General features: G+C 74.2%; 22 protein-coding genes and 1 pseudogene. 11 read left to right on the top strand and 12 right to left on the bottom strand.

All coding sequences use genetic code 11. The annotated features are described in order from the left end of the window. Positions 1 to 18: 18 nt before the first annotated feature. The gene (locus tag AB0I68_RS23935) at positions 19 to 810 is read left to right on the top strand and encodes a helix-turn-helix transcriptional regulator (protein WP_363179387.1); all 792 of its coding nucleotides are present in this window, start codon (positions 19 to 21) and stop codon (positions 808 to 810) included. Here the strand turns inward: AB0I68_RS23935 and AB0I68_RS23930 are convergent. Then, positions 796 to 1,218, bottom strand: a complete 423-nt coding sequence (locus AB0I68_RS23930; RefSeq protein WP_363179386.1) for a hypothetical protein — start codon at positions 1,216 to 1,218, stop codon at positions 796 to 798. The two genes, AB0I68_RS23935 and AB0I68_RS23930, sit on opposite strands and share 15 nt — an antisense overlap. Before the next feature lie 308 nt (positions 1,219 to 1,526). Here AB0I68_RS23930 and AB0I68_RS23925 point away from each other — a divergent pair, with 308 nt between their 5' ends. The 4 genes from AB0I68_RS23925 to AB0I68_RS23910 all read left to right on the top strand — a co-directional run bounded on the left by AB0I68_RS23925 (position 1,527) and on the right by AB0I68_RS23910 (position 5,905). After that, entirely contained in the window at positions 1,527 to 2,561 is a 1,035-nt protein-coding gene (locus AB0I68_RS23925; RefSeq protein ID WP_363179385.1) for a hypothetical protein, read from the top strand. After that, positions 2,558 to 3,121, top strand: a complete 564-nt coding sequence (locus AB0I68_RS23920; RefSeq protein WP_363179384.1) for a toxin-antitoxin system, toxin component — start codon at positions 2,558 to 2,560, stop codon at positions 3,119 to 3,121. The genes AB0I68_RS23925 and AB0I68_RS23920 overlap by 4 nt, the downstream gene beginning before the upstream one ends. Before the next feature lie 106 nt (positions 3,122 to 3,227). Further along, positions 3,228 to 4,706, top strand: coding sequence for an FAD-dependent oxidoreductase (locus AB0I68_RS23915; RefSeq protein ID WP_363179383.1), 1,479 nt, complete (start codon positions 3,228 to 3,230; stop codon positions 4,704 to 4,706). After that, positions 4,703 to 5,905, top strand: coding sequence for an MAB_1171c family putative transporter (locus AB0I68_RS23910; protein ID WP_363179382.1), 1,203 nt, complete (start codon positions 4,703 to 4,705; stop codon positions 5,903 to 5,905). The genes AB0I68_RS23915 and AB0I68_RS23910 overlap by 4 nt, the downstream gene beginning before the upstream one ends. A 24-nt stretch (positions 5,906 to 5,929) precedes the next feature. Here the strand turns inward: AB0I68_RS23910 and AB0I68_RS23905 are convergent, their stop codons facing one another. Together AB0I68_RS23905 and AB0I68_RS23900 are read right to left on the bottom strand one after the other, a co-directional pair. After that, positions 5,930 to 7,219: an NADH:flavin oxidoreductase/NADH oxidase family protein gene (locus AB0I68_RS23905; protein WP_363179381.1), complete on the bottom strand. Its 1,290-nt coding sequence runs from the start codon at positions 7,217 to 7,219 to the stop codon at positions 5,930 to 5,932. A 331-nt stretch (positions 7,220 to 7,550) separates the two neighbouring features. Continuing rightward, entirely contained in the window at positions 7,551 to 8,441 is an 891-nt protein-coding gene (locus AB0I68_RS23900; protein ID WP_363179380.1) for a bifunctional 5,10-methylenetetrahydrofolate dehydrogenase/5,10-methenyltetrahydrofolate cyclohydrolase, read from the bottom strand. A 314-nt stretch (positions 8,442 to 8,755) separates the two neighbouring features. Here AB0I68_RS23900 and AB0I68_RS23895 point away from each other — a divergent pair. Then, positions 8,756 to 9,067: pseudogene (locus AB0I68_RS23895) on the top strand (hypothetical protein); the annotation flags it as partial. A gap of 138 nt (positions 9,068 to 9,205) precedes the next feature. Beyond that, the gene (locus AB0I68_RS23890) at positions 9,206 to 10,783 is read left to right on the top strand and encodes an RNA polymerase sigma factor (RefSeq protein ID WP_363179379.1); all 1,578 of its coding nucleotides are present in this window, start codon (positions 9,206 to 9,208) and stop codon (positions 10,781 to 10,783) included. 135 nt (positions 10,784 to 10,918) lie between these two features. On the opposite strand, the gene AB0I68_RS23885 is transcribed toward AB0I68_RS23890, so the two are convergent. From AB0I68_RS23885 to AB0I68_RS23870, 4 genes are all read right to left on the bottom strand, one after another. After that, positions 10,919 to 11,359 carry an SRPBCC family protein gene (locus tag AB0I68_RS23885; RefSeq protein WP_363179378.1) on the bottom strand — a complete coding sequence of 147 codons (441 nt, stop codon included), beginning with the start codon at positions 11,357 to 11,359 and terminating at the stop codon, positions 10,919 to 10,921. A 53-nt stretch (positions 11,360 to 11,412) separates the two neighbouring features. After that, positions 11,413 to 12,846, bottom strand: coding sequence for an amino acid permease (locus AB0I68_RS23880; protein WP_363179377.1), 1,434 nt, complete (start codon positions 12,844 to 12,846; stop codon positions 11,413 to 11,415). 75 nt (positions 12,847 to 12,921) lie between these two features. After that, positions 12,922 to 15,027, bottom strand: a complete 2,106-nt coding sequence (locus tag AB0I68_RS23875; RefSeq protein ID WP_363179376.1) for a phage holin family protein — start codon at positions 15,025 to 15,027, stop codon at positions 12,922 to 12,924. A 187-nt stretch (positions 15,028 to 15,214) separates the two neighbouring features. After that, positions 15,215 to 15,619 (bottom strand): hypothetical protein, encoded by a 405-nt coding sequence (locus AB0I68_RS23870; RefSeq protein WP_363179375.1) that lies wholly within the window; start codon positions 15,617 to 15,619, stop codon positions 15,215 to 15,217. Positions 15,620 to 15,800: 181 nt separating this feature from the next. On the opposite strand from AB0I68_RS23870, the gene AB0I68_RS23865 reads away from it, so the two are divergent. Further along, positions 15,801 to 16,577, top strand: a complete 777-nt coding sequence (locus tag AB0I68_RS23865; protein ID WP_363179374.1) for an MBL fold metallo-hydrolase — start codon at positions 15,801 to 15,803, stop codon at positions 16,575 to 16,577. Beyond that, positions 16,574 to 17,200 carry a VTT domain-containing protein gene (locus AB0I68_RS23860; RefSeq protein WP_363179373.1) on the top strand — a complete coding sequence of 209 codons (627 nt, stop codon included), beginning with the start codon at positions 16,574 to 16,576 and terminating at the stop codon, positions 17,198 to 17,200. The genes AB0I68_RS23865 and AB0I68_RS23860 overlap by 4 nt, the downstream gene beginning before the upstream one ends. A gap of 194 nt (positions 17,201 to 17,394) precedes the next feature. Here AB0I68_RS23860 and AB0I68_RS23855 read toward each other — a convergent pair whose 3' ends face one another. Continuing rightward, positions 17,395 to 18,612, bottom strand: a complete 1,218-nt coding sequence (locus AB0I68_RS23855) for an aminotransferase class I/II-fold pyridoxal phosphate-dependent enzyme (protein WP_363179372.1) — start codon at positions 18,610 to 18,612, stop codon at positions 17,395 to 17,397. 117 nt (positions 18,613 to 18,729) lie between these two features. After that, entirely contained in the window at positions 18,730 to 19,302 is a 573-nt protein-coding gene (locus AB0I68_RS23850) for a TIGR03086 family metal-binding protein (RefSeq protein WP_363179371.1), read from the bottom strand. 193 nt (positions 19,303 to 19,495) lie between these two features. On the opposite strand from AB0I68_RS23850, the gene AB0I68_RS23845 reads away from it, so the two are divergent. After that, complete coding sequence (locus tag AB0I68_RS23845) at positions 19,496 to 20,314, top strand: methyltransferase domain-containing protein (RefSeq protein ID WP_363179370.1); 819 nt, start codon at positions 19,496 to 19,498, stop codon at positions 20,312 to 20,314. A gap of 180 nt (positions 20,315 to 20,494) precedes the next feature. On the opposite strand, the gene AB0I68_RS23840 is transcribed toward AB0I68_RS23845, so the two are convergent. The 3 genes from AB0I68_RS23840 to AB0I68_RS23830 all read right to left on the bottom strand — a co-directional run bounded on the left by AB0I68_RS23840 (position 20,495) and on the right by AB0I68_RS23830 (position 24,043). Next, a complete protein-coding gene (locus AB0I68_RS23840; RefSeq protein WP_363179369.1) occupies positions 20,495 to 22,462 on the bottom strand; it encodes a DUF5107 domain-containing protein in 1,968 nt (655 codons plus the stop codon). A 98-nt stretch (positions 22,463 to 22,560) separates the two neighbouring features. Then, complete coding sequence (locus tag AB0I68_RS23835) at positions 22,561 to 23,460, bottom strand: arginase family protein (RefSeq protein WP_363179368.1); 900 nt, start codon at positions 23,458 to 23,460, stop codon at positions 22,561 to 22,563. A 4-nt stretch (positions 23,461 to 23,464) separates the two neighbouring features. Further along, complete coding sequence (locus tag AB0I68_RS23830; RefSeq protein ID WP_363179367.1) at positions 23,465 to 24,043, bottom strand: GNAT family N-acetyltransferase; 579 nt, start codon at positions 24,041 to 24,043, stop codon at positions 23,465 to 23,467. Between the two features lie 35 nt (positions 24,044 to 24,078). On the opposite strand from AB0I68_RS23830, the gene AB0I68_RS23825 reads away from it, so the two are divergent. Next, entirely contained in the window at positions 24,079 to 24,786 is a 708-nt protein-coding gene (locus AB0I68_RS23825; protein ID WP_363179366.1) for a hypothetical protein, read from the top strand. Positions 24,787 to 24,987: the final 201 nt, after the last annotated feature.

Here is a 24,987-nt window from a genome sequence, read left to right as displayed (position 1 = left end):
TGAGCTAACGTCGTGAGCATGACCACAACCCCGTCCGTCGGAGCCCTGCTGCGCACCTGGCGGGAGCGGCGCGGCATCAGTCAGCTGGAGCTGGCGGGCCGCGCCGACTCCTCGTCCCGTCACATCAGCTTCATCGAGACCGGGCGGTCCCGGCCGAGCGAGGCGATGGTCCTGCGGCTCGCGGACCGCCTCGACGTGCCGGTACGCGAGCGCAACGCGCTGCTGCTCGCGGCGGGTTACGCCCCGCACTACGCGCAGACCCCGCTGGACGACCCCTCGATGGGGACGCTGCGCGAGGGCCTGGAGCGGCTGCTGACCGGCTACGAGCCGTATCCGGCGCTGGTCGTGGACGCCACGTACCGCGTCGTGGCCGCCAACCGCGGCATCGCGATGCTGCTCGACGGCCTGCCGGAGCACCTGCTGGCCCCGCCGCTGAACGCCATGCGGATCACCCTGCACCCCGAGGGCCTGGCGCCGAAGATCCGCAACCTCAGGGAGTGGCGCGGCCACCTGCTGGCCCAGATGGAGCGGCAGATCGCGCTGGCCCGCTCCGCACCGCTGCGCGCGCTGTACGAGGAGGTGTCCGCCTATCCGGTCGCCGACCGGCCGGGGGACGCCGAACCCGAGGAGGCCGTCCCGTACATCGCACTGCCGCTGGTGATCGAGCACGACGGGCACCTGCTCTCCTTCGTGTCCTCGATCGCGACCTTCAACACGCCGATGGACGTGACCGTCGCCGAGCTGGCCATCGAGACCCTCCTCCCGGCCGACGCGGCGACGGCGAAGTACCTGCGCTCACTGGCGCCCTGAGGCGGTCCGCAGCGCCAGCTGCTGGAAGAAGGCGAAGGCGGCGACGGTGAGGGCCTGGGCCGGGATCCACACCAGGCCGGCGTTGGTGGGGGCGTCCCAGAGGAAGAGCGAGACCAGGCTGAGGGCCGCCCAGGCGTAGTTGGCCCCGATGACGCACTTCACCGGCAGGACCGGCGGCCGGCGGCGCGAGGCCAGCCAGCCGACGCCGGCCCCGTAGAGGGTCAGGAACAGGCCGAGTTCGAGCAGGGCGGCCTGGCCGACGCCGAGCAGCCGGCCGAGCGGCGCGGAGAAGGCGGCGTACACGAGGCCGTTCCCGGTGGTGACCACGCTGTCGAGGGCGAGGAAGCGGCGCAGCGCGGTCTGCGGGACGGTGGTGCGGGCGATGCTGCCGAGCAGGGTCGCGGACATGGCGGATCAGCCTCCGTCGAGGGTGGGTGGGGCGCGCGGCCGACCGGTCGCGCGGCCGAATGCGCTGGTGGGACGGGTTCCGAGGCCGAGTGCGCGGACTCGGAACCCGATGGCTCCACTGTGCCGCCGCCCCGCGCCGGGGTCGATTACCTCCGAGGTCATGCCGGCGCCGGCGGCCGGCATGCCAACCTTCTTTGACTCACATCGCAAGAAAGGTGGGGGATCTCCTGTTTCGCCGGGAGGCTGAGGGCTACGCTGCACGGAGCCGAAGCTCTCGAACGTCCTCTCGACATACGGAGAACCTCACGGTGCCAGCCGCCCCCCGACCCGACCTGGCCTCGACCTGGGCCCGCGTCGCGGCGTTGGCGGAGCGGAGCGGCCGGGATCCGGCCGAGGTGCTGTCACCGGAGCGGCTGAGCCGGCTCTGCGGAGTCGAGCCCGCGCTCATCCCCCGGGTCGTGGCCGGGACCGCGCCCGAAGTGCCGCTGTGCCGGCGGGTGCACCGGCGCTTCCTGCGGCTGCGGGCGACCCGCCGCGACAAGCACGGCCGGGAGTGGTCCCTCGCCGCCATCGCCGAGGACTTCCAAGCGCCCGGCGCCTCCCTCGGCCCCCTCAACGCGGGCACCGGACTGCCCAGGCTGGGCCACGCGGCAGGCGTGCAGCGGTTCTTCGGCGTCTACGCCGGCTTCCTCCTCGCCGACAGCCAGTGCGCGGTGGAACGCGCCCTCGCCGCCACCGGCTCCGGTGCCGCGGAGGACCTCGAGCACCTCTCGTACCTGACGGGCATGCCCCCGAACGACATCCGGCTCACCCTCGACGGCGCACCGCCCCGGCTCCCGCTGAAGGAGCAGGTGCACCAGCGGTTCGAGCACCTGCGCCGCACCCGGCTGCGCGCGGACGGCCAGGCCCACTCGCTCGCCGCCATCGCCCACTCCTTCGACGCGTCGGGGCAGTCGCTGACCCGCCTCACGCGCGGTGAGGGCCTGCCCAACCTCGCGGCGGCCGCCGGGATCCAGCGCTTCTACGGGGTCGACGGCGGCTTCCTGCTGGCCGACGACACCGAGGCGCTCGCCACCGCCCTCTCCGGGATCGAGCAGGAGCTGGAAACCGCCGGACGCACCGCGGAAAACCCGATGCTCGCCGTGCTGCGGGCGCACGATGTACGGAGCATCGTCACGCGGGCCGGACGGCTCTCTCCGGCGGGCTGGAAGTCGCTGGCCGACCACCTCGACGACCTGCTGGCACGCGAGGGCCAGCTGGGGCGCCCGGGCGCGGGCCGTGAACGCCCGCACCGCGTGGCGGTGCCGGACGACCGGAAGGCTGCCGAGGGGGGAGCGCGATGAGGATCACACGGACCATGCGGAAGCTCGGCGGAGATCTGCTGGCGGAGGCGCGCCTGGCGCAGCCGGCCGATGCCGCCGGGATCATCGGGAGTCTGTGCGCCGCGTACGGCCGCCGGCGCGGCGGCCGGCCGGTGGAGTTCCGGTTCGCCGGATTCCCGCCCGACACGGCCAGCGGGCTGTGGCTGGAGATGGAAGAGCGCGACCTGCTCGTCATCGAGGAGCGCACCCGGCCCGAGCACCAGCTCGTCATCGCCTGCCACGAGTTATGGCACCTGGAGGAAGGGACCTGCGACAGCCACGGCCCGGGCATGGCCGTGGCGGCCCGGCTCACGGGACGCCGGGGCGATCTCGCCGAGCTGCTGCACTCGGAGACCGGACTGGGCAGCGTGGTCCGGCAGGCGGCCGCCCGCGCGGACCGGGAGGATCCGGCGGAGATCCGGGCCGAGACCTTCGGCCTGTACCTGGGCCAGCTCCTGAAGGCGTTCCTGCCGGGGCCCCGCGAGGAACGGTTCCCCGAGGCGATCGAGCGCATCAAGTCCTCGCTCGGCTGGAGCCGTTGAGTGCACACCCCCGCGGCGTACCGATGACGCCCCGGTGACCACCGCCTCCCCCGCCGACGCACCTCACGCGCCGCTGCCCCGCACGGCCCTGACAGAGAGCACCCCGATGACCCAGACTTCCCCGCCCCGCCACGCCGTCGTCATCGGCGGCAGCATGGCCGGCCTGCTCGCGGCGGCCGTGCTCGCCGAGCACGCGACGGTCACGATCATCGACGCCGACACGCTGCCCGGCACCCCGTCGCCGCGGCGCGGGCTCCCGCAGGCCCGGCACGTCCACGTCATGTGGTCGGGCGGGGCGCGTGCCATCGAGAAGATACTCCCGGGCATCACCGACGACTGGACGGCGGCGGGCGCGATGCGCCGCAGCCTGCCCACCGACCTGGTCACCAAGACCGCCCAGGGCTGGGTCCCGCGCTGCGGGGAGAAGCAGTTCAACATCTCGTGCAGCCGCGACCTCCTCGACTCGGTGGTCCGCGCCCGGGTGACCGGCCTGCGCGGCGTCACCACCCTCCAGCAGAGCCGCGTACGGGCCCTGGAGGGTACGGCGGCCCGCGTCACCGGCGTCCGCGTCGACTCCCCCGACGAGGAGGGCCGGCTGCTGACCGCCGACCTCGTGGTGGACGCCAGCGGGCGCGGCTCCCGGGCCCGGGCGTGGCTGCAGGAGCTCGGGGTCGGCGGGATCAGACAGGCCCAGGTCGACTCCGGCCTGGTGTATGCGACCCGGATCTTCGAAGCCCCCGCCGGAGCCCACGGGATGGGATTCCCGATCGTCAACGTGCAGTCCGATCCGCGGGTGCGCGCACCCGGGCAGACCGCGACGATCGTCCCCATCGAGAACGGCCAGTGGCAGGCCACCCTGTCCGGCACCCGCGGCGGCCAGCCCACCGGCGACCCCGAGCAGTTCATCCCGTTCGCCAAGGCCATCCGCGATCCCGTCGTCGGCGAACTCCTCGAAGGCAGGAAGCCCCTCACCGACGTCGCCGTCACCCAGGGCACCGCCAACCGCCGGGTCTACTTCGAGAAGGCGGACCTGCCCGACGGCTTCTTCGCCGTCGGTGATTCCGTCGCCACCTTCAACCCGCTGTACGGACAGGGGATGACGGTCGCCGCCCAGGGCCTGCTGGCCGTGCGCGCCCTGCTGCGCACCAAGGGCCTCGCCCATCCCGCCTTCGGCCGCGAGGCGCAACGGGCGCTCGTCCCGCAGGTGGCGACCGCCTGGGAGCTCGCCACCTCGCAGGACATCCTGTATCCCGGGGCCACCGGCATGAAGCCGCGGGCCGGTGCCGGGCTGCTCAACGCGTACGTCGACCGGCTGATGACCGGGGCCACCACGCGTGAGGCGCTGACCGGCGCATTCCTCCAGGTCATCACGATGAGCAGCCCGCCCACGCACTGGCTGCGCCCCTCGGTGGTCTGGCACGTGCTGCGCGCCTCGGACCGGGGTGCGCTGAAGGCGCCGCCGCTGACCGCGGCCGAGCGGGCCGTCGCGGGACTCGAGCGGGGATCCGGCCCGGTGGGCCCGGCCGACCCCGTGGGCCCGGTCGGTCCGGTCGGTCCCGTCGGTCCCGTCGGCCAGGCGCGATGACCGACGGTCTCATCCTGTACGTACCGGGGTCGGTGATGATCCTGGCGCTGCTGATCAAGGCGCCGACCCTGCGCCGGGGCTGGGACCAGCCGCTCATGCGGGCCGTGTGCACCCTGCTCGTCGTCGGCTGCCTCGTCATGTTCCTGGCGGCGCCGCCGACCATCGCCGCGGTCAACCGGCTCACCGGAATCGTCAACTTCTCGGCCCCGCTGGTGTACAGCGTGCTGACCGCGTTCTCGGGGTCGTGCATCGTCCTCGTCCTGCAGTGGGGCGGCGGCCCGGCCGCGGTCGTGCGGCGGGCGACCCGGCTGACGGTGGCCGTGTTCGGCGCCGTCACGCTGCTCATCGTCGCCCTGTTCGCGATCGGCGACGCGCCGGTGGAGCGGCTCCGGGACCTGGACACGTACTACGCCAACACGCCCTGGCTGCGCGAGATGATCGTCTGCTACCTGCTCGCGCACACCGTGGGCAGTTCGACGCTCACCCTGCTGTGCTGGAAGTGGCTGCTGCGCGTGCGCCCCTCGCTGCGTCCGTTGCGCACCGGACTGGCCCTGATCGTGCTCGGCGGGGTGCTGGACCTGGGGTACCTGGTCACGAAGTGGGCGGCGGTGGGCGCCCGCTGGGCGGGCCGCGACTGGGACGGCCTGTCCACGTACGTGGCCCCGCCGTTCGCCTCCGCGGCGGCCCTGATGGTCGGGTCGGGGTTCATCGTGCCGCTGGTCGGCGGCTCGGCGGCCTGGCGGGACTTCAGCCAGTACCGGCGGCTGCACCCGCTGTGGAAGGCGCTGCGCGGATTCGCCGCGTCGAGCGTGACGACCGTGCCGCTGACCTGGTGGTCGCCGATCGGGATCCGGCTGATCCACCGCGAATCGGTGATCGACGACGGGATCCTGGCCCTGGGCCGCTGGTTCGACCCGGCCGTACGGGGCACCGCGTACGAGGCCGCGCTCGGCCAGGGGATGGCCGAGCCGCAGGCCTCGGTCGTGGCCGACGCGGCCATGCTCGCCGCGGCCTGCCGGCGCCGGGGGGCCGCCGAGGCCGCCGACCTGGCGGACGGCGCCGGGGAACACCCAGCGGAGGCCGACCAGGGGCTGCCCGAGCCGTACCGGCTGGACTCCCGGCCGCTGGCGGCGCTGGCCCGGGAGTTCCGCACCTCCCCCATCGTGGCGGCCGTACGGCGGGACCCCGCCGCCCTCTAGCTAGGGGGTGTCCGGCGGTCGGCGTCAGCCGGCGAGGGCGTCCTCCGGTTCGGGATTGCGGGCGAGCCAGGCCCCGTACGCCCGCACCCTGCGCCAGTGCTGGAGCTGGTCGAGGGCGAACGTCGCCCGCGGGGAGGCCTCCGGGCGCGGTTCCAGGCCTCGGGCCAGCCGGTGCAGTTGGAAGCGTACGAAGGCCAGCAGCCCGGCGCCGGCCAGGTCCCGGTCCTTCCAGCGCAGCCGCTCCACGGTCACCCGTACGTCCTCCCCGGCGCGCCAGCGGGCCGGCAGGTCGGGGCGGAACGCCAGGGCCGAGGCGAGCCCCACGACGGACACACCGCGCTCCAGGACCCTCTGCGCGGTCTCCTGGCGGCCTATCCCGCCGGTCAGCATCAGCGGCATCGTGGCCGAGCCCAGGAACTGCTCGGCGAAGGAGAGGAAGTACGCCTCCCGCTCGAGCGTCCGCAGATCGGCGGTGCGGCCCAGGGTCGCGGGGCTTTCGACGCTGCCGCCGGACAGTTCGACGAGGTCGACGCCGAGGCCGCCGAGGACCGCGAGGACCTGCGCCGCCTCCTCGGTGTCGAAGCCGCCGCGCTGGAAGTCGGCGGTGTTGAGCTTGACCCCGACCGCGAAGCCGGAGCCCACCTGAGCGCGGACGGCGCCGATGACCTCGGTGAGCAGCCGGACCCGGTTCTCCAGGCTGCCGCCCCAGCGGTCGGTGCGCCGGTTGACCAGCGGGGAGAGGAACTGGCTGAGGAGGTATCCGTGGGCGGCGTGGATCTGCACCCCGTCGAAGCCGGCCTCCTCGGCCCGCCGGGCCGTGACCGCGAAGCGGGCGACGGTGGCCTCGATGTCGGCCTCGGTCATCGCGGTGGGGCGGGCGAAGCGCTTGGTGTGCTTGCCGAGGCTCACCCCTATGTCGGAGGGCGCCCAGGCCGTGCCGGGCATCTCCGAGCCGATCTGCCGGCCCGGGTGGTTGATCTGCATCCAGACCCGGCCGCCGCCGCTGCCGCCGGCCTCGGCCCAGCGGCGGAAGGGGCCGAGCGGGGAGCGGGCGTCGAGGACGATCGTCCCCGGCGCGGTCAGCGCCCGGCGGTCGACCATCACGTTCCCGGTGATCAGCAGTCCGGCGCCGCCCTGTGCCCAGCGGCGGTAGAGCCGTTCGATGCGCTCGTCCGGCAGCTGGCCGGACCCGGCGAGGCTCTCCTCCATGGCCGCCTTCGCCAGCCGGTTCGGCAGGGCCGTCCCGTTGGGCAGCTCCAGTGGCGTGAACAGGTCCATCAGCAGTTCCCCCAGGAAACGTGTTGCACGTGTCATCCCGCGCCCGGGCGCAAACATACCGCTCCCTCCCCCGCCCCCGGCAGGCTGCTGCGGGAACCGGTTCGCGGCCCCCTCGGCCCGGCGCTCCTCACCCGTGTGTCCCTTGAGGCGCTTGGTGCGGGAGGCAGTCACCGCACCTGCCGCGATGACCGGGGCGCCCGCCGCAGGACACCGGGGGCCACCCGCTCACCGCGTCCGGCCGAGGCGGCTGCGTACCCGTCGCGTCACCGGTGGCGGCCGCAAGAATCCGGACACCCGGGGATGCGGAACGCCCCGGGCCGAAAGACCCGGGGCGTTCGCCGCGCGTGCTGGGGAGGGTGCGGGGCGGTCAGAGGTCCGCGAGCGCCAGCCCGGCCTGGGCGGCGGCCGCCTGGACGGTCTGCTCCAGCAGGACGGCGATGGTCATCGGGCCGACGCCGCCGGGGACCGGGGTGATCAGCGAGGCGCGGGCGGCGGCCGACTCGAAGTGGACGTCGCCGACGTTGCCCTCGTTGTAGCCGGCGTCCAGGACCACGGCGCCCGGCTTGATGTCCTCGCCGCGGATGAACTCGGCCTTGCCGACGGCGGCGACCAGCACGTCGGCCTGGCGCACGATCGAGGGCAGGTCCACGGTGCGGGAGTGGCAGTAGGTGACGGTGGCGTTCTGCTCCAGCAGCAGCATGCCGGCCGGCTTGCCCAGGATCGCGCTGCGGCCGACGACCACGGCGTGCTTGCCGGTCAGGTCCACGTCGTACTCGGCGAGGAGGCGCATGATGCCGCCGGGGGTGCAGGAGACGAAGCCCGGCAGTCCGAAGCCCATGGCGGCGAAGGAGTGCATGGTGACGCCGTCGACGTCCTTGCCCGGGGCGATGGCCTCGAAGGCGGCGCGCTCGTCGATGTGGTGCGGGACCGGGTGCTGCAGCAGGATGCCGCTGATCTCCGGGTCCTCGGAGAGGGCCGTGAGGGCGGCGACGAGCTCCTCGGTGGTGGTCTCGGCCGGCAGCTCCACGTGGCGGGAGGTGATCCCGGCCTTGGCGCAACGGTTCTGCTTCATCCGCACGTACGTGACGGACGCAGGGTCCTCGCCGACCAGCACGGTCGCGAGGCAGGGCGCGGTGCCGGTGCGCTCGGTGATCTTCGCCGCGAGGGCGGCGGTCTGCTCCGAGATGCGGCGGGCGAGGGCGGTACCGTCCATGAGCTGGGCAGTCTGGGCCGGCTGAACGGTCTGGGCAGTCGTCATGGGGTCTCCTGAGCGTCGCTGCGGAATCGCGGTTCGCCCAGGCGCGCGGCAGTCGGCGTACCCGCGGTACGCCGGGCGCACGGGAGGTGCGCCGGGCCGCTCCCCGGTGGTGATCCACCCGAACGCCAGTCACGGCCCGCCCCCACTCTAATGGACCTCATCGGCGCGTCCGGAGTCCGCGGCGGCCCGGGAGGCTCGAGATCCGCTCAAACCGGTGGATCACCGGCACCCCAGGTGGGACGATCGAGACATGACGCGCACCTTCGACCTCCCTCCGTCCGGCGGGAGGTCCCCACGTCGCCGGCGCCGCCAAGGCCGGCCTCGAGGTCGTCGATCTGCGCTCCGGAAGACTGCGTGCGGAGTTCCACGGCATCGGAGCCGTGATCTACTTTCTCCGGAAGGTGATCTGGATGGTGCCCGACTTTACGGTCGGGCAGTACCGGGACCGGCTGCGCGAGCTCCACGAACAGATCGCACGTGACCGTCCGTTCGTGGCGCATACCGCCCGTTTCCTCATCGAGGCCCGCAAAACGGGCTGGCGGGAAGGCGGCGGAGGCGTGGACGGATTCACGGCCGAACGGTTGCGCGCCCACAGCGTGGCGCAGGTCACTCAATTCAGCGCGTAACGAATCGACTCGGGCATGCGATGAACCGACAGGTGTCATCGCGCAGCCACGGAATACAGACCCCCCTCGGGTCTGTTTCCCGAGTCCGCGCGATGATGTCCCGCCCACTCCTTATCTGTTCGCAACGAGAGGCTCCTTGTGTCGCTCAGCCCGTCCCGTACGTTCCCTCCGGAGATCGCCGAATCGGAGGCCCTCGTCGCGCTCGTCGAGCGCGGCCGCGAGCAGGGTCACATCAACGGTGACGACGTGCGCCAGGCCTTCGAGGCCGGCCGCATCCCGGTGGACCAGTGGAAGCGGGTCCTGCGCAGCCTGAACCAGGTCCTGGACGAGGAGGGTGTCGCGCTGCACGTCAGCGCCGCCCCCGCCACGAAGGCTGCCGCGAAGAAGCCCCGCAAGGCGGCCGCCGCACCTGCCCGCACCGTGACCAAGAAGGCGGCCGCCGCGCCGCGCCTCATCGGTGCACGCAAGACGGCGGCCCCCGCCACCGCGGCGGCGATATCCGCTTCGCCGGCCGCGGCCACCGAGGACGAGGTGACGGCCGAGGCCGTCACCGAGCCGAAGAAGCGGACGGTCAAGAAGACCGCCGCGAAGAAGACCGCGGTGAAGAAGACCGCCGCGGCCAAGAAGACCAGCGCCAAGGACGCCGACGAGGGCGAGAGCCCGGCCGCCGAGGGCGAGGACTGGGCCGCCGAGGACCTCGTCGACGAAGTCGAGGAGGAGGCCCCCAAGGCCGGCGGCGCCCAGGGCTTCGTCCTGTCCGACGACGACGAGGACGACGCCCCGGCGCAGACGGTCATGGTGGCCGGCGCCACCGCCGACCCCGTCAAGGACTACCTCAAGCTGATCGGCAAGGTGCCGCTCCTCAACGCCGAGCAGGAGGTCGAGCTCGCCAAGCGCATCGAGGCGGGTCTCTTCTCCGAGTACAAGCTCGAAGAGGAGGAGGACCACAAGCCCGCCTTCAAGCGCGAGCTGGAGATCCTGGTCGAGGACGGCCGCCGCGCCAAGAACCACCTGCTGGAGGCCAACCTCCGTCTCGTGGTCTCGCTGGCCAAGCGCTACACCGGCCGCGGCATGCTCTTCCTGGACCTGATCCAGGAAGGCAACGTCGGCCTGATCCGCGCCGTGGAGAAGTTCGACTACACCAAGGGCTTCAAGTTCTCCACGTACGCGACCTGGTGGATCCGGCAGGCGATCACGCGCGCCATGGCCGACCAGTCGCGCACCATCCGCATCCCCGTCCACATGGTCGAGATCATCAACAAGCTCGCCCGCGTGCAGCGCCAGATGCTCCAGGACCTCGGCCGGGAGCCCACTCCGGAGGAGCTGGGCAAGGAGCTCGACATGACCCCTGAGAAGGTCATCGAGGTCCAGAAGTACGGCCGCGAGCCGATCTCCCTGCACACCCCCCTGGGTGAGGAGGGCGACAGTGAGTTCGGTGACCTCATCGAGGACTCCGAGGCGGTCGTCCCGGCCGACGCGGTCTCCTTCACATTCCTCCAGGAGCAGCTCCAGTCGATCCTGGGCACGCTTTCCGAGCGTGAGGCGGGCGTCGTCTCGATGCGGTACGGCCTGAACGACGGCCAGCCGAAGACCCTGGACGAGATCGGCCGCGTGTACGGGGTCACCCGTGAGCGCATCCGCCAGATCGAGTCCAAGACCATGTCGAAGCTGCGCCACCCGTCGCGTTCGCAGGTGCTGCGCGACTACCTCGACTAAACCAGTCGGAACACCGGCCCCCGGGGCGTGAACGGCAGGCAGACACCCTGCGGAACCAGACAGGCGCACTCGCGCCGGATCCGCAGGGTGTCTGCCTGCCCGTCCGTGATCACCAACACCGGGGCCCGCGGTGGTTCAGTGCTCCAGCAGGTGCTTCAGCTTCTCCTCGTTGCGCGGCATCTGCCTGCGGGCGTACGGCTTGACCACGAGCGGCGCGATGACCTTGCCGATGCCGTGGCCCTCGAAGTCCAGGTCGAGGGTCACGCGCGAGCGCTTTCCGTCGTCGAGGGGTTCGATGGTCCCGCGCACATCGCCCCGTACGGGTCCGTCGATACCGTGGAGGTGCCAGCTGCGCGGCGGGTCGAGCTCCGTGACCTCCATGGTCATCGGGAACTCCCGCTTGGCCATGCGCCGGGTGATCTCGACCTTCGAACCGAGGTGGAGGGGTGCGCCGTCGAGCTGGCGGGCGGAGACGGCGCTGTCCTGCCACTCCGGCAGATGCGTGGGGTCCGTCACGTAGTCGAAGACGTCTTCGGGACTGCGGAAAATGTCGATGCTCTCTCTGATCGCGGACATGGCTACCCCTTACTGCCCCCTGCTTGTCCTCTCATTCCAAACTACCCCGCTGGTCAGGCGGTCGCGCGGTGCTTCCGAGCGGACATCGCGGCGTAGCCGAGGACACCCGCGAAGAGGAACAGGACGCCCTGGTAGACGGCCGCGTAGCCGGATCCGGCGACCAGCCACATCGAGAAGGCGAAGGCCAGGCCGGCGAGGGAGCCGTCGCGGACCAGGCGGCCGCGGTGGACGCGCCCGGACTGCCCGGAGAGCAGGAAGTAGATCTGCGCGGCGGTGGAGAGCAGGTACGGGACGGTCGCCGTGAAGGTGGTGACCAGGACGAGGACCTCGAAGACGCCCTCCGAGCCGGCCGTGTAGTTGTAGACGGTCAGGCCGGAGGCCAAGGCGACGGTGACGAGCACGCCGACCACCGGGACGCCGCGCTTCTTCGTCTCGAAGACCTTCGGGAAGAGCCCGTCGCGGGCGGCGGCGTACGGGGTCTGCGCGCTGAGCAGGGTCCAGCCGTTGAGGGCGCCGACCATCGAGATCACGGCCGCGCAGGCGACGAGGGTGCCGCCCCAGGTGCCGCCGGCCCGTCCGTCTGCGGAAAACATGGCGTTGACGGCGTCGGTGAAGGGAGCCTGGGAGGAGACCAGCTTCTCGTGCGCGACCAGCCCGAAGACGGAGAGGGTGCCGAGCAGGTAGACGGCGGCCGCGCTGACGGTGCCCAGGATCGTGGCCCGGCCGACGTTGCGGGCCGGGTCGCGGACCTCGCCCGCGCTGACGGCGGCCGACTCCACGCCGAGGTAGCTGAAGAGCAGGATCGCCGCCGCGGCGGAGACCGCTCCGACGGGGCTCTGGCCGGTGGCCCGGAAGGGGCCGAGGTTCGCCGGGTCGAAGAAGAACAGACCGCCCACGGCGACCAGCAGCAGCGGGGCGAACTTCAGTACGGTGGCGACCAGTTGGATGGCGCCCACGTAACGGGTGCCGGCCAGGTTGGCGAGCGCCGGGAGCCACTGCACGGCGAGGGCGGCCAGGCACATCGCCGCCTTGTGCTCCCCGATGGCCGGGAAGAGCACGGTGAGGTAGCCCACGGCCGCCACCGCGAGGGCCGCGTTCGAGACCCAGGTGGTGATCCAGTAGCTCCAGGCCGCGAGGAAGCCGGCGAAGTCGCCGAACGCGGCGCGGGCGTAGACGTACGGGCCGCCGGTCTGCGGGAGCCGTTCGGCGAGCCGGCCGAAGACGAGGGCGAGGGCGATCGCACCGGCGGTGAGCACGCCGAAGGCGACCAGGCTGATCGTGCCGAAGGGCGCCACCGACGCGGGCAGCAGGAAGATCCCGCCGCCGACGATGTTGCCCATGACCAGGCAGGTCGCGACCGGGAGACCGAAGCGCCGGGCATGCCGATCCCGATGCCCGGCGGCCTCGGCGTGCCCGGCGGCCTGGGCGGGCGCTGCGGCCCTGTCGGCTGCGGTGACTTCCGTGGTCGGTGCTGCGGTACTGGTCATCGGTGGTGCGCCTCTGGGTGTCTCACATGGTGGGCAGGTCAACCCATGGTTGACCACCTCAAAGGCCGTACCAAATCAGCGAGTTTCGTCCCGTACCGGACCCCCTGCGGAAGGAAGGGTTCCGCCGACGGGCGGGTCCGGCCGTGAATCCTCCGCCGGGGCGGTCATCGGCACCTGGGGGCCGTCCGCCTCCCGCAGCCAGCGCCGCAGCACCTCGTGCACCGCCTCCGCGCCCACCAGGTCGGGGTCCGGCTGCGACAGTTCCGTCGGCCACATCAGGAACGGATGCCCCTGCTCCCCGCCCAGGCCTCCGTGCGAGCCGATCTGCTCCTCGAAGGCGTGCACCGACCCGGTCCGCGGGTCGTACGCCGAGTTCACCATGACGTCGGCCACGTGCGGGAAGGCGTCGGTCCGGCGGACCGCCTGCGCCGCGCCCGGTCCGAACGGTGCCAGCAGCTTCTCCGCCGCGCCGGGGTCGTCGAGGCGGGCCACCGCCCCGCCCGGGCCCAGCACCTGCCCGTCCACCAGCAGGAACCCGATGCCCGGGTGGTTGGCCAGGGTCGCCAGCAGGGCAGGGTGCGCCCGATCGATCCACTCCCGCGAGGCCCGGCCCGGCACGTGCGGGAAGGAGATCAGCCCGAGGTTGCCCGAGGCCAGCACCACGGGGTCCGGGCCCCGCCCGGGGTGGGCCTCCGCGCCCTCCTCCACCGGCCGGTGCAACGCCGCGAGCACCGCCGCGCGGGCCTCGGCGCCGCTGTGGGTGCGGCCGGCCCGGCGGGAGACCGGCAGCCCGCAGCCCGCGCGGACCAGGTCCTTCAGCGTCAGCCCGTACCGGCCCCGGAAGGTCTCCCCCGAGCTCTGGCCGTGGTCCGACAGCAGCACGATCCGGTACTCCCGGGGTACGTGCTCGGCGGCCCGGGCGATCAGTGCGAGGCTCCGGTCGAGCCGGGCCAGCACACGGTCGGTGTCCCGGCCGTGCGGCCCCGAATGGTGCGCGACCTCGTCGTAGGCGACCAGGTCCGCGTAGATCGCGGCACGCCCCGCGAGCAAGTCGCCGATCACCGCCGCCACCACGACGTCCCGTTCGACCACCGTCGCGAAGGCCCGGATCAGCGGGTACAGCCCGCCCCGGGCCACCCGCGGCCGCTCCTTGCCGAGCCGGGCCCGCAGCGACTGGCCGATCTCCCGGGCGACCTCGGCGACGAAGGACAGCGCGGTGCGGACGGCATTGGCCGGGTCGGAGAAATACGCGAAATAGCCTGCGCGGGAGCGGTTCGCCCGGCCCCGCCGCGCCGAGACCGACAGGACGAGGGCCAGTTGGTCGGCGCCGCCGCTGAACAGGTTGCCCCGGCTCGCCCCGTCGAGGGTGAGCAGCCCGCCGTCCCCGGTGCGCGTGATGGCCCGGTGCTGGAGTTCGGCGGCGCTGGTGGGCCGGTTGCAGACCACCACCTCGCCGGTGTCCTTCTCGTACCAGCGGAAGGCGGGGACGTCGAAGTTGGAGCCGTGCAGGATGCCGAGCTGGCTGGCGCCGGTCTGGCTGGACCAGTCGGTGCGCCACGACGTGATGCGGTGGCTGCCGTCCAGCCATCCCGCCACCGTGGGCATCAGGGCGCTGCCCGCCGCGTGCCGCAGCGCCTCGTACCCGACCCCGTCGAGCTGGAGGAAGACCAGGCCCGGTGCGGCCTCGCCGCCACCCGGAACGCCCTTGCCGCGCCGGCGCCGGCGGCGCCGGTCGGCGAGCCGGTGGAGCCTGCGCCGGTACGCCTCGTCGTCGCGCACGGCGAGCGCGGTCGAGGTGGCCGAGGCGACGGCGGACATGACCGCGGCCACCACCACGGCGGTCTCCGGGGCCACTTCGCCGCGGCCGGACGGGATCAGGCTGAGGGCGAGCAGCAGCAGCGAGCCGTTCAGGAAGAAGACGAGCAGGCCCAGCACCAGGGCGGGCACCAGCAGCAGCGCCCGGACCAGCACCGGCCACACGAGCGCGCTCAGCAGGCCGAAGGCCCCGGCGCCCCAGGCCGCGGTCAGCCCGATCTCGGTGACGCTGTCTCCGTCACCGGACTGCAGCCGGAAGTCGGGGAGGATGCCGGCCAGCACGAGCATCGTGAGGGTGGACACCGTCCAGACGATGAACACCCGTACCAGGGCGCTGCCCGTGGTCCGCCACCGTCCTCGCCACACGCCGTACCGCCTCGTGTCTCCCCCGGACCCGCGCCCTGCCCGCGGTCCCCGCCGCACCCTCCAGCGTCGCACAGGGCGGCGGACACGGCCGGGTGACACGGGTGGCGCACGGAGGTACGGAACGGCGGGCCGGGAGCCGGTCGCGAGCCGGGTCCGGGGCGCGGGGCGCGCGGAGGGAAGACAGGCCCTACGTGCCGTCGTAGCCGGCGGTCGGCATGGACAGCCGGCGGTGCACCTCGGCCTTCATGGCGGACGTGTACTGCGGCTCGGCGAGCCCGGCGGTCTCCAGCCGTACGCCGCGCCGCTCGCACTCGGCGGTGAAGTCCTCGACGGAGCGCAGCGCGCGGGCCAGCACCCGGTGGTTGGGGGCGACGAACAGGTCGACCTGCCCGGCGTCGACATCGCACCAGAGCCCGCAGTGGTCGGCGCGCAGCCCGTAGAAGAGGAGCTCCCTCGTCACGACGTAGCCCCGGTCGGCGGCCCAGCGGGCGCACATGGCGTGCTGGCTCCGGGTGTCGACGGCGAAGGGGTCGGAGTCCAGATCCTCGAGCGGGGCCAGGCTGGCGATCGCGGCCACGCGCAGCTCATCCATGCCGCCCGACCCTACTCCGATCCGCCGCCCGGGAGGAGGGGTCGGCGGTCTTCGGTTCCGGGCGCATCGGCGGGGCAGGATCTGGGGGTGTCCGGCGGGTCAGGCCCGGGCCCGGCCGTGATCCGCCGGACACCCCCTAGGCTCGAAAGGTCCGGGGACGCGACAGGGACGGGGAGGCCGGGTGCCGGTGGAGATCACCTGGTGGGGGCATGCCACGTGCACGGTCGAGGAGTCCGGGGTGCGGCTGCTGACGGATCCGCTGTTCGTCCGGCGGCTCGCGCATCTGCGGCGGCGGCGCGGGGCGCTGCCCCCGCCGGAGGCGGCCGAGGCGGACGTGGTGCTGGTGTCGCATCTGCATGCCGACCATCTGCATCTGCCGTCGCTGGCGCGGCTGGCACCCGGGACCCGGCTGGTGGTGCCGCGCGGGGCGCGGCGGGCCGTGCCGGGGCTCGTACGGGTCGCGGGGGTGCGGAGGCTGGCGGTCACGGAGGTGGCTCCGGGCGACGAGGTCGGCGTACGGGCCGGCGTACGGGTACGGGCGGTCAGTGCGCGGCACGACGGGCGGCGGCTGCCGTTCGGGCCGCATCTCGCGCCGGCGCTGGGGTACGTCGTCCAGGGCTCGGCGCGGACGTACTTCGCCGGGGACACCGGGCTGTTCGACGCGATGGCCGAAGAGGTCGGGCCGGTGGACGTGGCGTTGCTGCCGGTCGGCGGCTGGGGCCCGTACCTGGGGCCGGGGCATCTGGACGCGGGCCGGGCGGCACAGGCACTGGCGGCGCTGGCACCCGCGGCGGCGGTGCCGGTGCACTACGGGACGTACTGGCCGATCGGGCTGGACGCGGTGCGGCCGCACGAATTCCACGCGCCGGGCGAGGAGTTCGTACGGCGGGCCCGGCAGCTGGCACCGAAGGTGACGGTACGGGTGCCCGACCACGGCGAACGGGTGCGGCTGCCGTGACGTGGCGCGAGCTGGCGGCGGTGGTCGGCCAGACGCCCCCGGAGACGACCCGGCAGGCGGTCGGCTACCCGGCGCTGTTCCTGCTGGTGGCGTTGGGGGCGCTGGTGCCGGTGATCCCGACGGGGGCGCTGGTGAGCACGGCGGCGGTGGTGGCTTTCCACCAGCAGTCGCTGCCTTTCGGGCTGTTGCTGGTGTTCGCGGTGGCGGCGGTGGCCGCCTTCACCGGGGACCTGACGCTGTACTGGCTGGGGCAGCGCGGGGTGCGGTCCCGCAACGGCTCGCGCCGGCTGGAGGCCCTGCGCGGCCGTGCGACACCGGAGCGCCTCGCCCAGGCGCAGCGCAAGCTGGACGAACACGGGGTCCTGGTCCTGGTGGTCTCCCGGCTGGTGCCGGCGGGCCGGATCCCGGTGATGCTGGCCTGCCTGCTGGCCCGGCTCCCGCTGCGCCGGTTCGCCCGCGGCGACGCGCCGGCCTGTCTCGCCTGGGCGGCGACGTACGGCCTGATCGGCATCCTGGGCGGCTCCCTGTTCTCGGAGCCGTGGAAGGGCGTGGCCCTGGCGGTGGCCCTGACCCTCCTGATCAGCGCGGCCCCCGCCCTCTGGCGGCGCCTGCGGCCCCGCTGACCCGACCGGGGCCGGGCGCGCCGGGGCCGCGGGCAGCCGCGGCGCCGGGCGCGGGGCCGTGCCGCGCCGTACCGCGGCCGCGAGGTCGGTGCCCGTGACGGCGGGGGCCGCGGAGGCGTCCGTCTGATCCCTCGTCAAGAACTCTCCGTTCACCGCACAGCGGGCTCGTCGCGCCGGTCGGCGAGAGCTTTCGGTCAGGAGGTCAGCCCGGCCAGGACCGAGCCGAGGAGGTCCAGGGAGCGCCGTACGTGCGGGAGCCCGAGGGGGTCGCGTGCGGTGAGCGCCGCGAGCCGCTCCTCCGGGGTGGCGCCGAGCAGCGGACCGGTCGACAGGCGGACCCGCAGCGCGCCCAGCTCGTCCGCGAAGCGTTGCCCGCCGGGGGTGGGCGCGCCGAGCCGGACGCCCAGGTAGTCCTCCAGTTCCATCGCGTCGCGGACCCCCTGCCGGGCCAGCCCGGCGCGCAGCGGGGTGAGGTCGGCGTACAGGTGGCGCCCGGCCTGCGGCGGCCGCGCGAGGGCGCCGACGGCCAGCAGCTCCCGGTGGGCCGCGGCGGCGACCGCCCCGTGCAGCGCGGCGGCGGCGTAGGCGCGGCCGGAGACGGCGTCCGGCTCGTCGAGCGCGTGGGCGGCGGCACCGGCGACCGGGGCCGCGACCATGGCGCCGGTCGCGGTGAGGATGTCGAGGGTGCGGGCGCGCAGCCAGGTGCCGCGCGGGGTGCCGGGGAAGCGGAGCACGGCGGCGGGCCACCCGGCGGGCAGCAGCGCACCGGACAGGTCGAGCAGTACGGCGGCCTGGTCGGGCAGCATCTCGGCCGGGCTCAGGACGAGGGTGTCGTGCGGCCGGTGGACGGTGTCGCGCCAGCTCTCGTCGCTGACGACGAACAGCCCCGCGTCCCCGGCCGCCTCGCAGGCCTCGCGCAGCAGTTCGGGCGGGGGTACGGTCGCCGTCGGGTCGTCGGCCACCGACAGCAGCAGCACGCGCGGGTCGCCGCCCTCGGCGCGCACCCGCCGTACGGTCTCCAGCAGGGCGTACGGGTCCGGGATGCCGCCGCACTCGGCCGGGGTCGGCACGTGGTAGGCCCGCCGTCCCAACAGCCGGACCTGCGGCGTCCACCAGGCGGGACAGGGCCGGGGCAGCATCACGTCGCCGCCGTACGCGCCGAGCAGCGCCAGCAGCAGGGTGGGCGCACCGGGCCCGGCGGCCACGTTCTCCGGCCGGGTGGGGAGCCCGCGCCGCCCCCAGTGCCGGCAGGCGGCCTCGCGTACGGGCTCGCCACCGCCCGGGGGTTCGGGGGCGGACCGTTCGGCGGCCGCGGCGATCACGGCGGTGAGCTCGGGCAGCACGGGCAGGCCGGGCTGCGGCGCGAGCGGCCCGTACCGGACCGGACCTCGGCCCTCCGCCGTGCGCTGCATCCCCGACACCTCGCCCTGCCTTCCCCGTTCCATACGCACCCCGACCGACCATGCCCTTTATACGGTTATTTACAGGGGTACGCCTGTTGTCGCCTTCCGGCGGTGGGGCTCGGGGGCTCAGCCCTGCCTGCCCACCAGGGCCAGCAGCCGGGTCTGGGCGTCCGCACCCGCCGGCACGTCCAGCGGCGCGGCGAACATCCCGCCGGCCGCGAGCCCGTCCGCGTACGGCATGACCTCCTTGAGGGCGAACTCGACCAGGCCGACCGGGAGCCGGTCGTCGGCTCCGATGCCGCGCGAGAGGTCCCAGGTGTGCACGACGCAGTCGGCGGTCAGCTCGGCGCAGTACGCCCTGCCGAGCGCGGGCCCGTACGAGAGCCTGACCGTGCGGTCCAGCGCGCCGGGCTCGGCGAACGCGGCGAGCGCGGCGGCCGCCGCCCGCTCCCAGGAACCGGCGGGGTCCTCGCCGAGCACGTCGCCGGAGAACGCGTCGCCGACCTCCTCGACGGTGCGCCCGTCGGTGACCATCGGCGGGATCCAGAGCTGCTCGCCGGTGACGTGGTTGACCAGGTCGCGCACGGTCCATTCCGTGCACGGGGTGGGGGCGCCCCATTGGTCGTCGGCGACGGCGCGCACCCGCTCGCCGAAGAGCCGCAGGGCCGCGGCGTGCTGTTCGAGCAGCGTGTCCGGCATGGCTCCCACCGTCCTCTGCCAGGGGTCCCCTCTCTGGGGCCCACTGTCCTCGCACCGGCTTTGCCCTGCCACCGACCTGAGCGATCCCCTTGCAGCGCAAGGCTGGCGTCCATATGTCGAAACGTATATCTCATATCCCGAACGGATCCCCTACGGTGATCACAACGCTTCAACCACCAGGAGGAGTCGGGTCATGAGCGCCAAGGAAACGGCTGTCTACACGCACGGGCACCACGAATCCGTTCTGCGCTCGCACCGCTGGCGCACCGCCGCGAACTCGGCGGCGTACCTGATCGGCGGGCTGCGGCCGGGGATGTCGGTGCTGGACGTGGGCTGCGGCCCGGGCACGATCACGGCGGACCTGGCGGAACTGGTCGCGCCGGGCGGCCGGGTGACGGCGGTGGACGCGGCACAGGACGTCCTGGAGCAGGCCGCGGAGTACGTGAAGGAGCGCGGCCTGGACGGGGCGGTCACCTTCGCCGCGGCGGACGTCCACGCGCTGGACTTCCCGGACGACTCCTTCGACGTGGTCCACGCCCACCAGGTGCTGCAGCACGTCGGCGACCCGGTGCAGGCGCTGCGCGAGATGCGGCGGGTGTGCCGGCCGGGCGGGATCGTGGCCGCCCGGGACGCCGACTACGCGGCGATGACCTGGTACCCGGCGGAGCCGGGCCTGGACGAGTGGCAGAGCCTGTACCGCCGGGTGGCCCGCGCGAACGGCGGCGAACCGGACGCCGGGCGCCGCCTGCTGTCCTGGGCGAAGGCGGCGGGCTTCACGGAGGTGGCATCGTCGGCGACGGCCTGGTGCTACGCCACTCCCGAGGAGATCGCGTGGTGGTCCGCACTGTGGGCGGACCGCACCACGGCCTCGGCGTACGCGTCCGCCGCGACGGGCGGCGGCCACGCGACCGCGGCCGAGCTGGCCGCCGTCGCCGCGTCCTGGCACCGCTGGGGCGCGGCCCCGGACGCCTGGTTCTCGGTCCTGAACGGCGAAATCCTGGCCCGGGCCTGACCGGAGCCGCGTCCGGCCCGAGGCCGGGGTTGGGCCGGGGCCGGGGCCGGGCTGGGCCGGGCTGGGCTGGGGCCGGGCCTGGCCAGGGCCGGGCCGGGGCCGGGCCTGACCAGACCTGGCCGGGGCCGGGCCGGGCCAGGGATGGGCCGGGGCCGGGCCGGGCCGGTTGGGGGGAGCGGTCTACGTCGGCGGGCGCATGCGGAAGTTGTACGAGGGGGGCAGCGGACGGTCCGTCACGCGGGCCCAGAGCTCCGAAAGGATCTCGTCGCCCTCGCGGAGGTCGGGGAGTTCGAAGCCCTCCTCGAACACCCGGCGGGCCGCGCCCACATGGCCCTCCGCCGCCAGCAGCCGGGCGGCCAGCAGGCGGAACCGGCCCTCCTCGCGGAGCGCCGGCCGCAGCCGGTCCCACACCGCCCGCGCCGCCGACAGACGACCGGCCGCCAGCAGCGCCGTCATCGCCTCCCGCCCCAGCGCCGACTCCGCGGCCGTCCACGGCTCGCTGCCCCGGCTCTCCTCGACCAGGTCCTCGAAGGCCTCGGCGAACCGCTGCGCCGCCCGCGCCGGGTCGCCCGCCAGCGCGTCCGCCACCGCGAGGCAGCGCAGCAGCGGCCACCGCGAGGGTGCCAGCGCCAGGCCGCGCTCCCAGCTGCGCACCGCCTGGGCCACATCGCCCGCATGCCACTGGGCCACGCCCAGGTGGTACTCGGTCAGCGGTTCCGCCGGCGCCGTCTCCAGCATGTCCCGCCAGTGCGGGGCGACCAGGCTGGGCCCCGGCGGCGCCACCCGCCGCGGGGTGGGGAAGACCCCGGTGCGCCACAGCTCCAGCCAGGGCGCCTGCGCTTCGCCGAGCCCCGCTTCCCCGAACGGGGTGCCGGGCAGTTTGTGCCCGCCGCACAGCACCTCCAGAGCGCCCCACCCCGAGCCCGCGGCCAGCCGCTCCCCCGGTTCGGTGTCGGCGGCGCCGCGCCATGCCTCGTACGCCTCCTCGACCTGCTCCCGGGGGAGCGCGGCCGCCAGGGCCGCCTCCGCGGAGGACCGGGCCGCCGCCCAGTCGGGGCCGTGCACCGGCGCCGGGTCCGCGGCCAGGGGCCCGTACGCCTCGAGCCAGCTGACCTCCGACCCGGCCTCGAGCCGTACGTGCTCCAGCTGGGTCCGGGCGAGGCCGGCCTGGATCTCGGCGTAACCGCCGGTCCCGGGCTCGGTCAGCCACTCCTGCCAGCGCCGGCCGCCCTCCCCGGCGCCCCACACGAACAGCTTGCGTCCGCGCAGCCGGGCCGTGGACGTCTGGACGAGCCCCCGCCCCCCGGCGTCCAGCGAGGCGATCCAGGGCCGGGCCCCGTCCGGGACCTCGTAGAAGAAGTCGGCCGGATACGTGCTGCGCAGCGGGTACGTGCGGTCCTCGCCCTCCCACTGCGGTACGGGGATCCGCCGCAGGGCGCGCTCGTACCCGAAGTGCCAGGCTTCGTCGGCTGGGGCGAGGACCCGCGTGCCGGAGTCCTCCGGGACGGCGATGTTGGACCACCAGTACACGGGGACGGGCCGCTCGTGCGGGTTGCGGACCCGGACGCCGACGTACAGGAACTCCGAGTCGCCGGGCAGCCACAGGTCCACCTGGAACGGAACGTCGCGCAGCCGCTCCCACTCCCACAGCCGCACCATCACGCCCCCGTCGGGCGCCGGCACGAGCGCGGCGTGCAGCGGGGCGCAGGAGAGGGTGGTGTGGCCGGTGGCGCCGATGTTCCACTCGATGCCGCCCGAGAACCAGGCGCCGTTGAGGGCGAAGTTGGCGGGCTGGAACACCGGGTTGCGGTACAGCAGTTCACGGCCGGTGGGCACGTGCACGAGCGAGTGGACCCGGCCGCCGAGTCCGGGCAGCACGGTGACCCGCAGGTGCGCGTTCTCGATGACGACTGCCTCGAACTCGCGCTCCTGCCTGCGCCGTTGGTACCCGTCCAGCAGTCGCACGGGCAGCAGCGAACGCAGCGGCCCGTACCCGATCTGCCGGGCCATGTCGCGCGGCAGGCCGTCGCGCGAGCGGTCGTCCAGCGCGTGCGCGTCGGCGGGCGCACGCAGGACGGGCAACGGGTTCTCGGGCCCCAAGGGGGCTGCGGGCAGGGTCAGTACGGCACGGCGGACGGTGGTGGCCATGCAGGAAATGGAACACGCCACGGTGTCCGGTGCACAGGGGTTCCGCGGATCACCACCGGTCAGGATTACGCAAAGCCCTGGCCGGAGCCCTACGCGAACTACGCGAACGCCCCCGCGACCAGGTCGGCGAGCAGCGCGCCGGCCCGCAGGTCCGGGTCCAGGTCGGGGTCGTAGATCGTGACGTTGAGGCCGACGCACCGCGGGGAGCCCACCAGTACGGCGAGCAGCTCGGCCAGTTCGGCGGGGAGCAGTCCGCCGGGGTCGGGGCTGTCCACGGCGGGCATCACGCCCGGGTCCAGTACGTCGGCGTCCAGGTGGACCCAGAACCCGTCGGTGTCCGGCGGGTGCAGCCCGTCCAGCGCGGCGCGCGCCACCGGGGCTGCGCCGCGTGCGCGGATGTCCCCGACGGTGGCCGCGGAGATCCCCGCCGCGCGCAGCTCCGGCAGGTCCCCGTCGCCGTCGCGCAGCCCGAAGAGCCGTAGGTCCTCGTCCCGCAGGTAGGGCCCGAGCCCCTCGAGGTCGGCGAGGTCGGCCTGGCCGCGGCCGGTGGCGAGCGCGAGCTCCTCCCCGGCGGCGGCTCCGACGGGCCCGTTGACGGCCGCGTTGCCCGGGTGGCGGAAGTCGGCGGAGCCGTCGATCGCGGCCAGCCCGTACCGTCCGAGGCGGCGCATGGCGAGGGAGGCGCCGAGCTGGATCGAGCAGTCCCCGCCCAGGACGACGGGGAACTCCCCGGCCCGCAGGTGCGTCTCGATCCGGTCGGCGAGGGCGACGGTGTACGCGGCGAGGGGGCGGGCGTGGAAGACCCCGTCGCCCTCCTTCCAGCTGCCGCGGTCGTAGCGCGGCGGGACCACGACCCCGCCCTCGCGGGCGCCGAGGCGGCTCAGCAGGCCCTGGTCGCGCAGGGCGCCCGCCAGTTTGCAGACGCCGGGGACCGCGCCGGGCACGGGCGGGCGCAGGCCCAGGTTGGACGGGGCGTCGAGGAGCACCAGGCTTCGCATTCCTTCATCCTGCGCGATCGGCGGTCGTGGGGCCAGGCATTCCGGCGGTGATCGCCCAGCGTTCGTGGTCGCGCCAGGCCCCGTCGATGAAGAGGAAGTCCGGCGAGAACCCCTCCAGCCGGAACCCGGCCCCGCGGACCAGCGCGAGGGAGGCCGCATTGCCCGGCTGGATGTTGGCCTCCAGCCGGTGCAGCCCCAGGCCGCCCTCGTCCGCGGGGGTGAAGGCGTACCCCAGGACCAGTCCCAGCGCCTCCCGGAGCAGTCCCCGCCCGGCGGCGTGCGCGAAGGCGCCGTAGCCGAGCGCCCCGCATTCGAAGGAGCCGTGGACGATGTTGTTGATGTTGACGAAGCCGGCGATGGCCCCGGTCTCGCGCTCGCAGACCAGGAACCCCGCCCGGCTCCCGCCCTCGATCAGGCGTGTCGCGTACGGCTCGTACTCCTCGATCGTCGCCGGCGGGGACAGCCACGGGCGGTGGAGGTCCCGGCTCTCGTGCACGCGTGCGGTGAACTCGGGGCCGTCGGCGAGCCGGAAGGGCCGCAGCCCGACGTGCTCCCCCTCCCTGAGGTACATGGAATATGACATCCGCCCAGGTTATGAGGTGTGGCAGGATCCGCAGCGTGATCATCGACCCTGACACCGAAGAACTGCTGCGCGCGGCGGTACGCAACAACGCCGCGTGGTGCGCGGCGGTCAGCGGCGGCGGCTCGTTCGCGGCCGACGCGTGGACCAGCGCGCGCCGCACCCCGCCGTACTACCCCGACGGCGTGACCCTCACCCGGGAAGCGTCGGCGGACGCGCTGCTGGCCGGGATGGACACCGACTCCCCCGGCTGCTCGGTCAAGGACAGCTTCGCCGCGCTCGACCTGGCCCCGGCCGGCTTCGAGGTCCTGTTCGGAGCCGAGTGGATCCACCGCCCGGCGGGCGCCCCGGCTCCGGGACCGTCCGCCCTGACCTGGACCCGCGCCGCCGACGCCGGGGAGCTGGCGGCCTGGGAGGCGGCCTGGGGCGGCGGGGAGAGCAGCGGCCTGTTCCGCCCGGGCCTGCTCACCGAGGAGATCGCCTTCTTCGCCGGCCGGTCCGCCGACGGGCGCATCGCCGCCGGGGCCGCCGCCAACGGGACGGACGGGGTCGTCGGCCTCTCGAACGTGTTCACCGCGGACGGCACCCCGGACGGCGAGGCCTGGGCCGGCGCCCTGGGCGCGGTCGCGGACCTCTGGCCCGGCCTCCCGGTCGTCGGCTACGAGGCCGGGGACGACCTCGACACCGCCGTCCGCCACGGTTTCACCCCGCTCGGCCCGCTCCGCGTCTGGCTGCACACCGCCTAGCCGGTCCGGACCGGGAGGCGGCCGTGGCAACGGGAGCGCCGAGGACGGTGCCCGCGACGGCCGCACCGCCCGCTCCGGCTCCCCCGGCGGATGCACCGCGTCCGACGCCGCGCGACGGGGCGCATTCGGGCGCCCCGACAACGCTGGGGGCACCTCCCAGCGGTAGCCCGGGGGGCGACGTGCCGTCGCCGGCGTCGTGCG

The sequence above is a fragment of the Streptomyces sp. NPDC050448 genome, assembly GCF_040655295.1.
GTDB lineage: Bacteria > Actinomycetota > Actinomycetes > Streptomycetales > Streptomycetaceae > Streptomyces.
The sequence above is the reverse complement of the archived record's forward strand: the minus strand, read 5'-3'. Positions and strand labels throughout refer to the sequence as shown.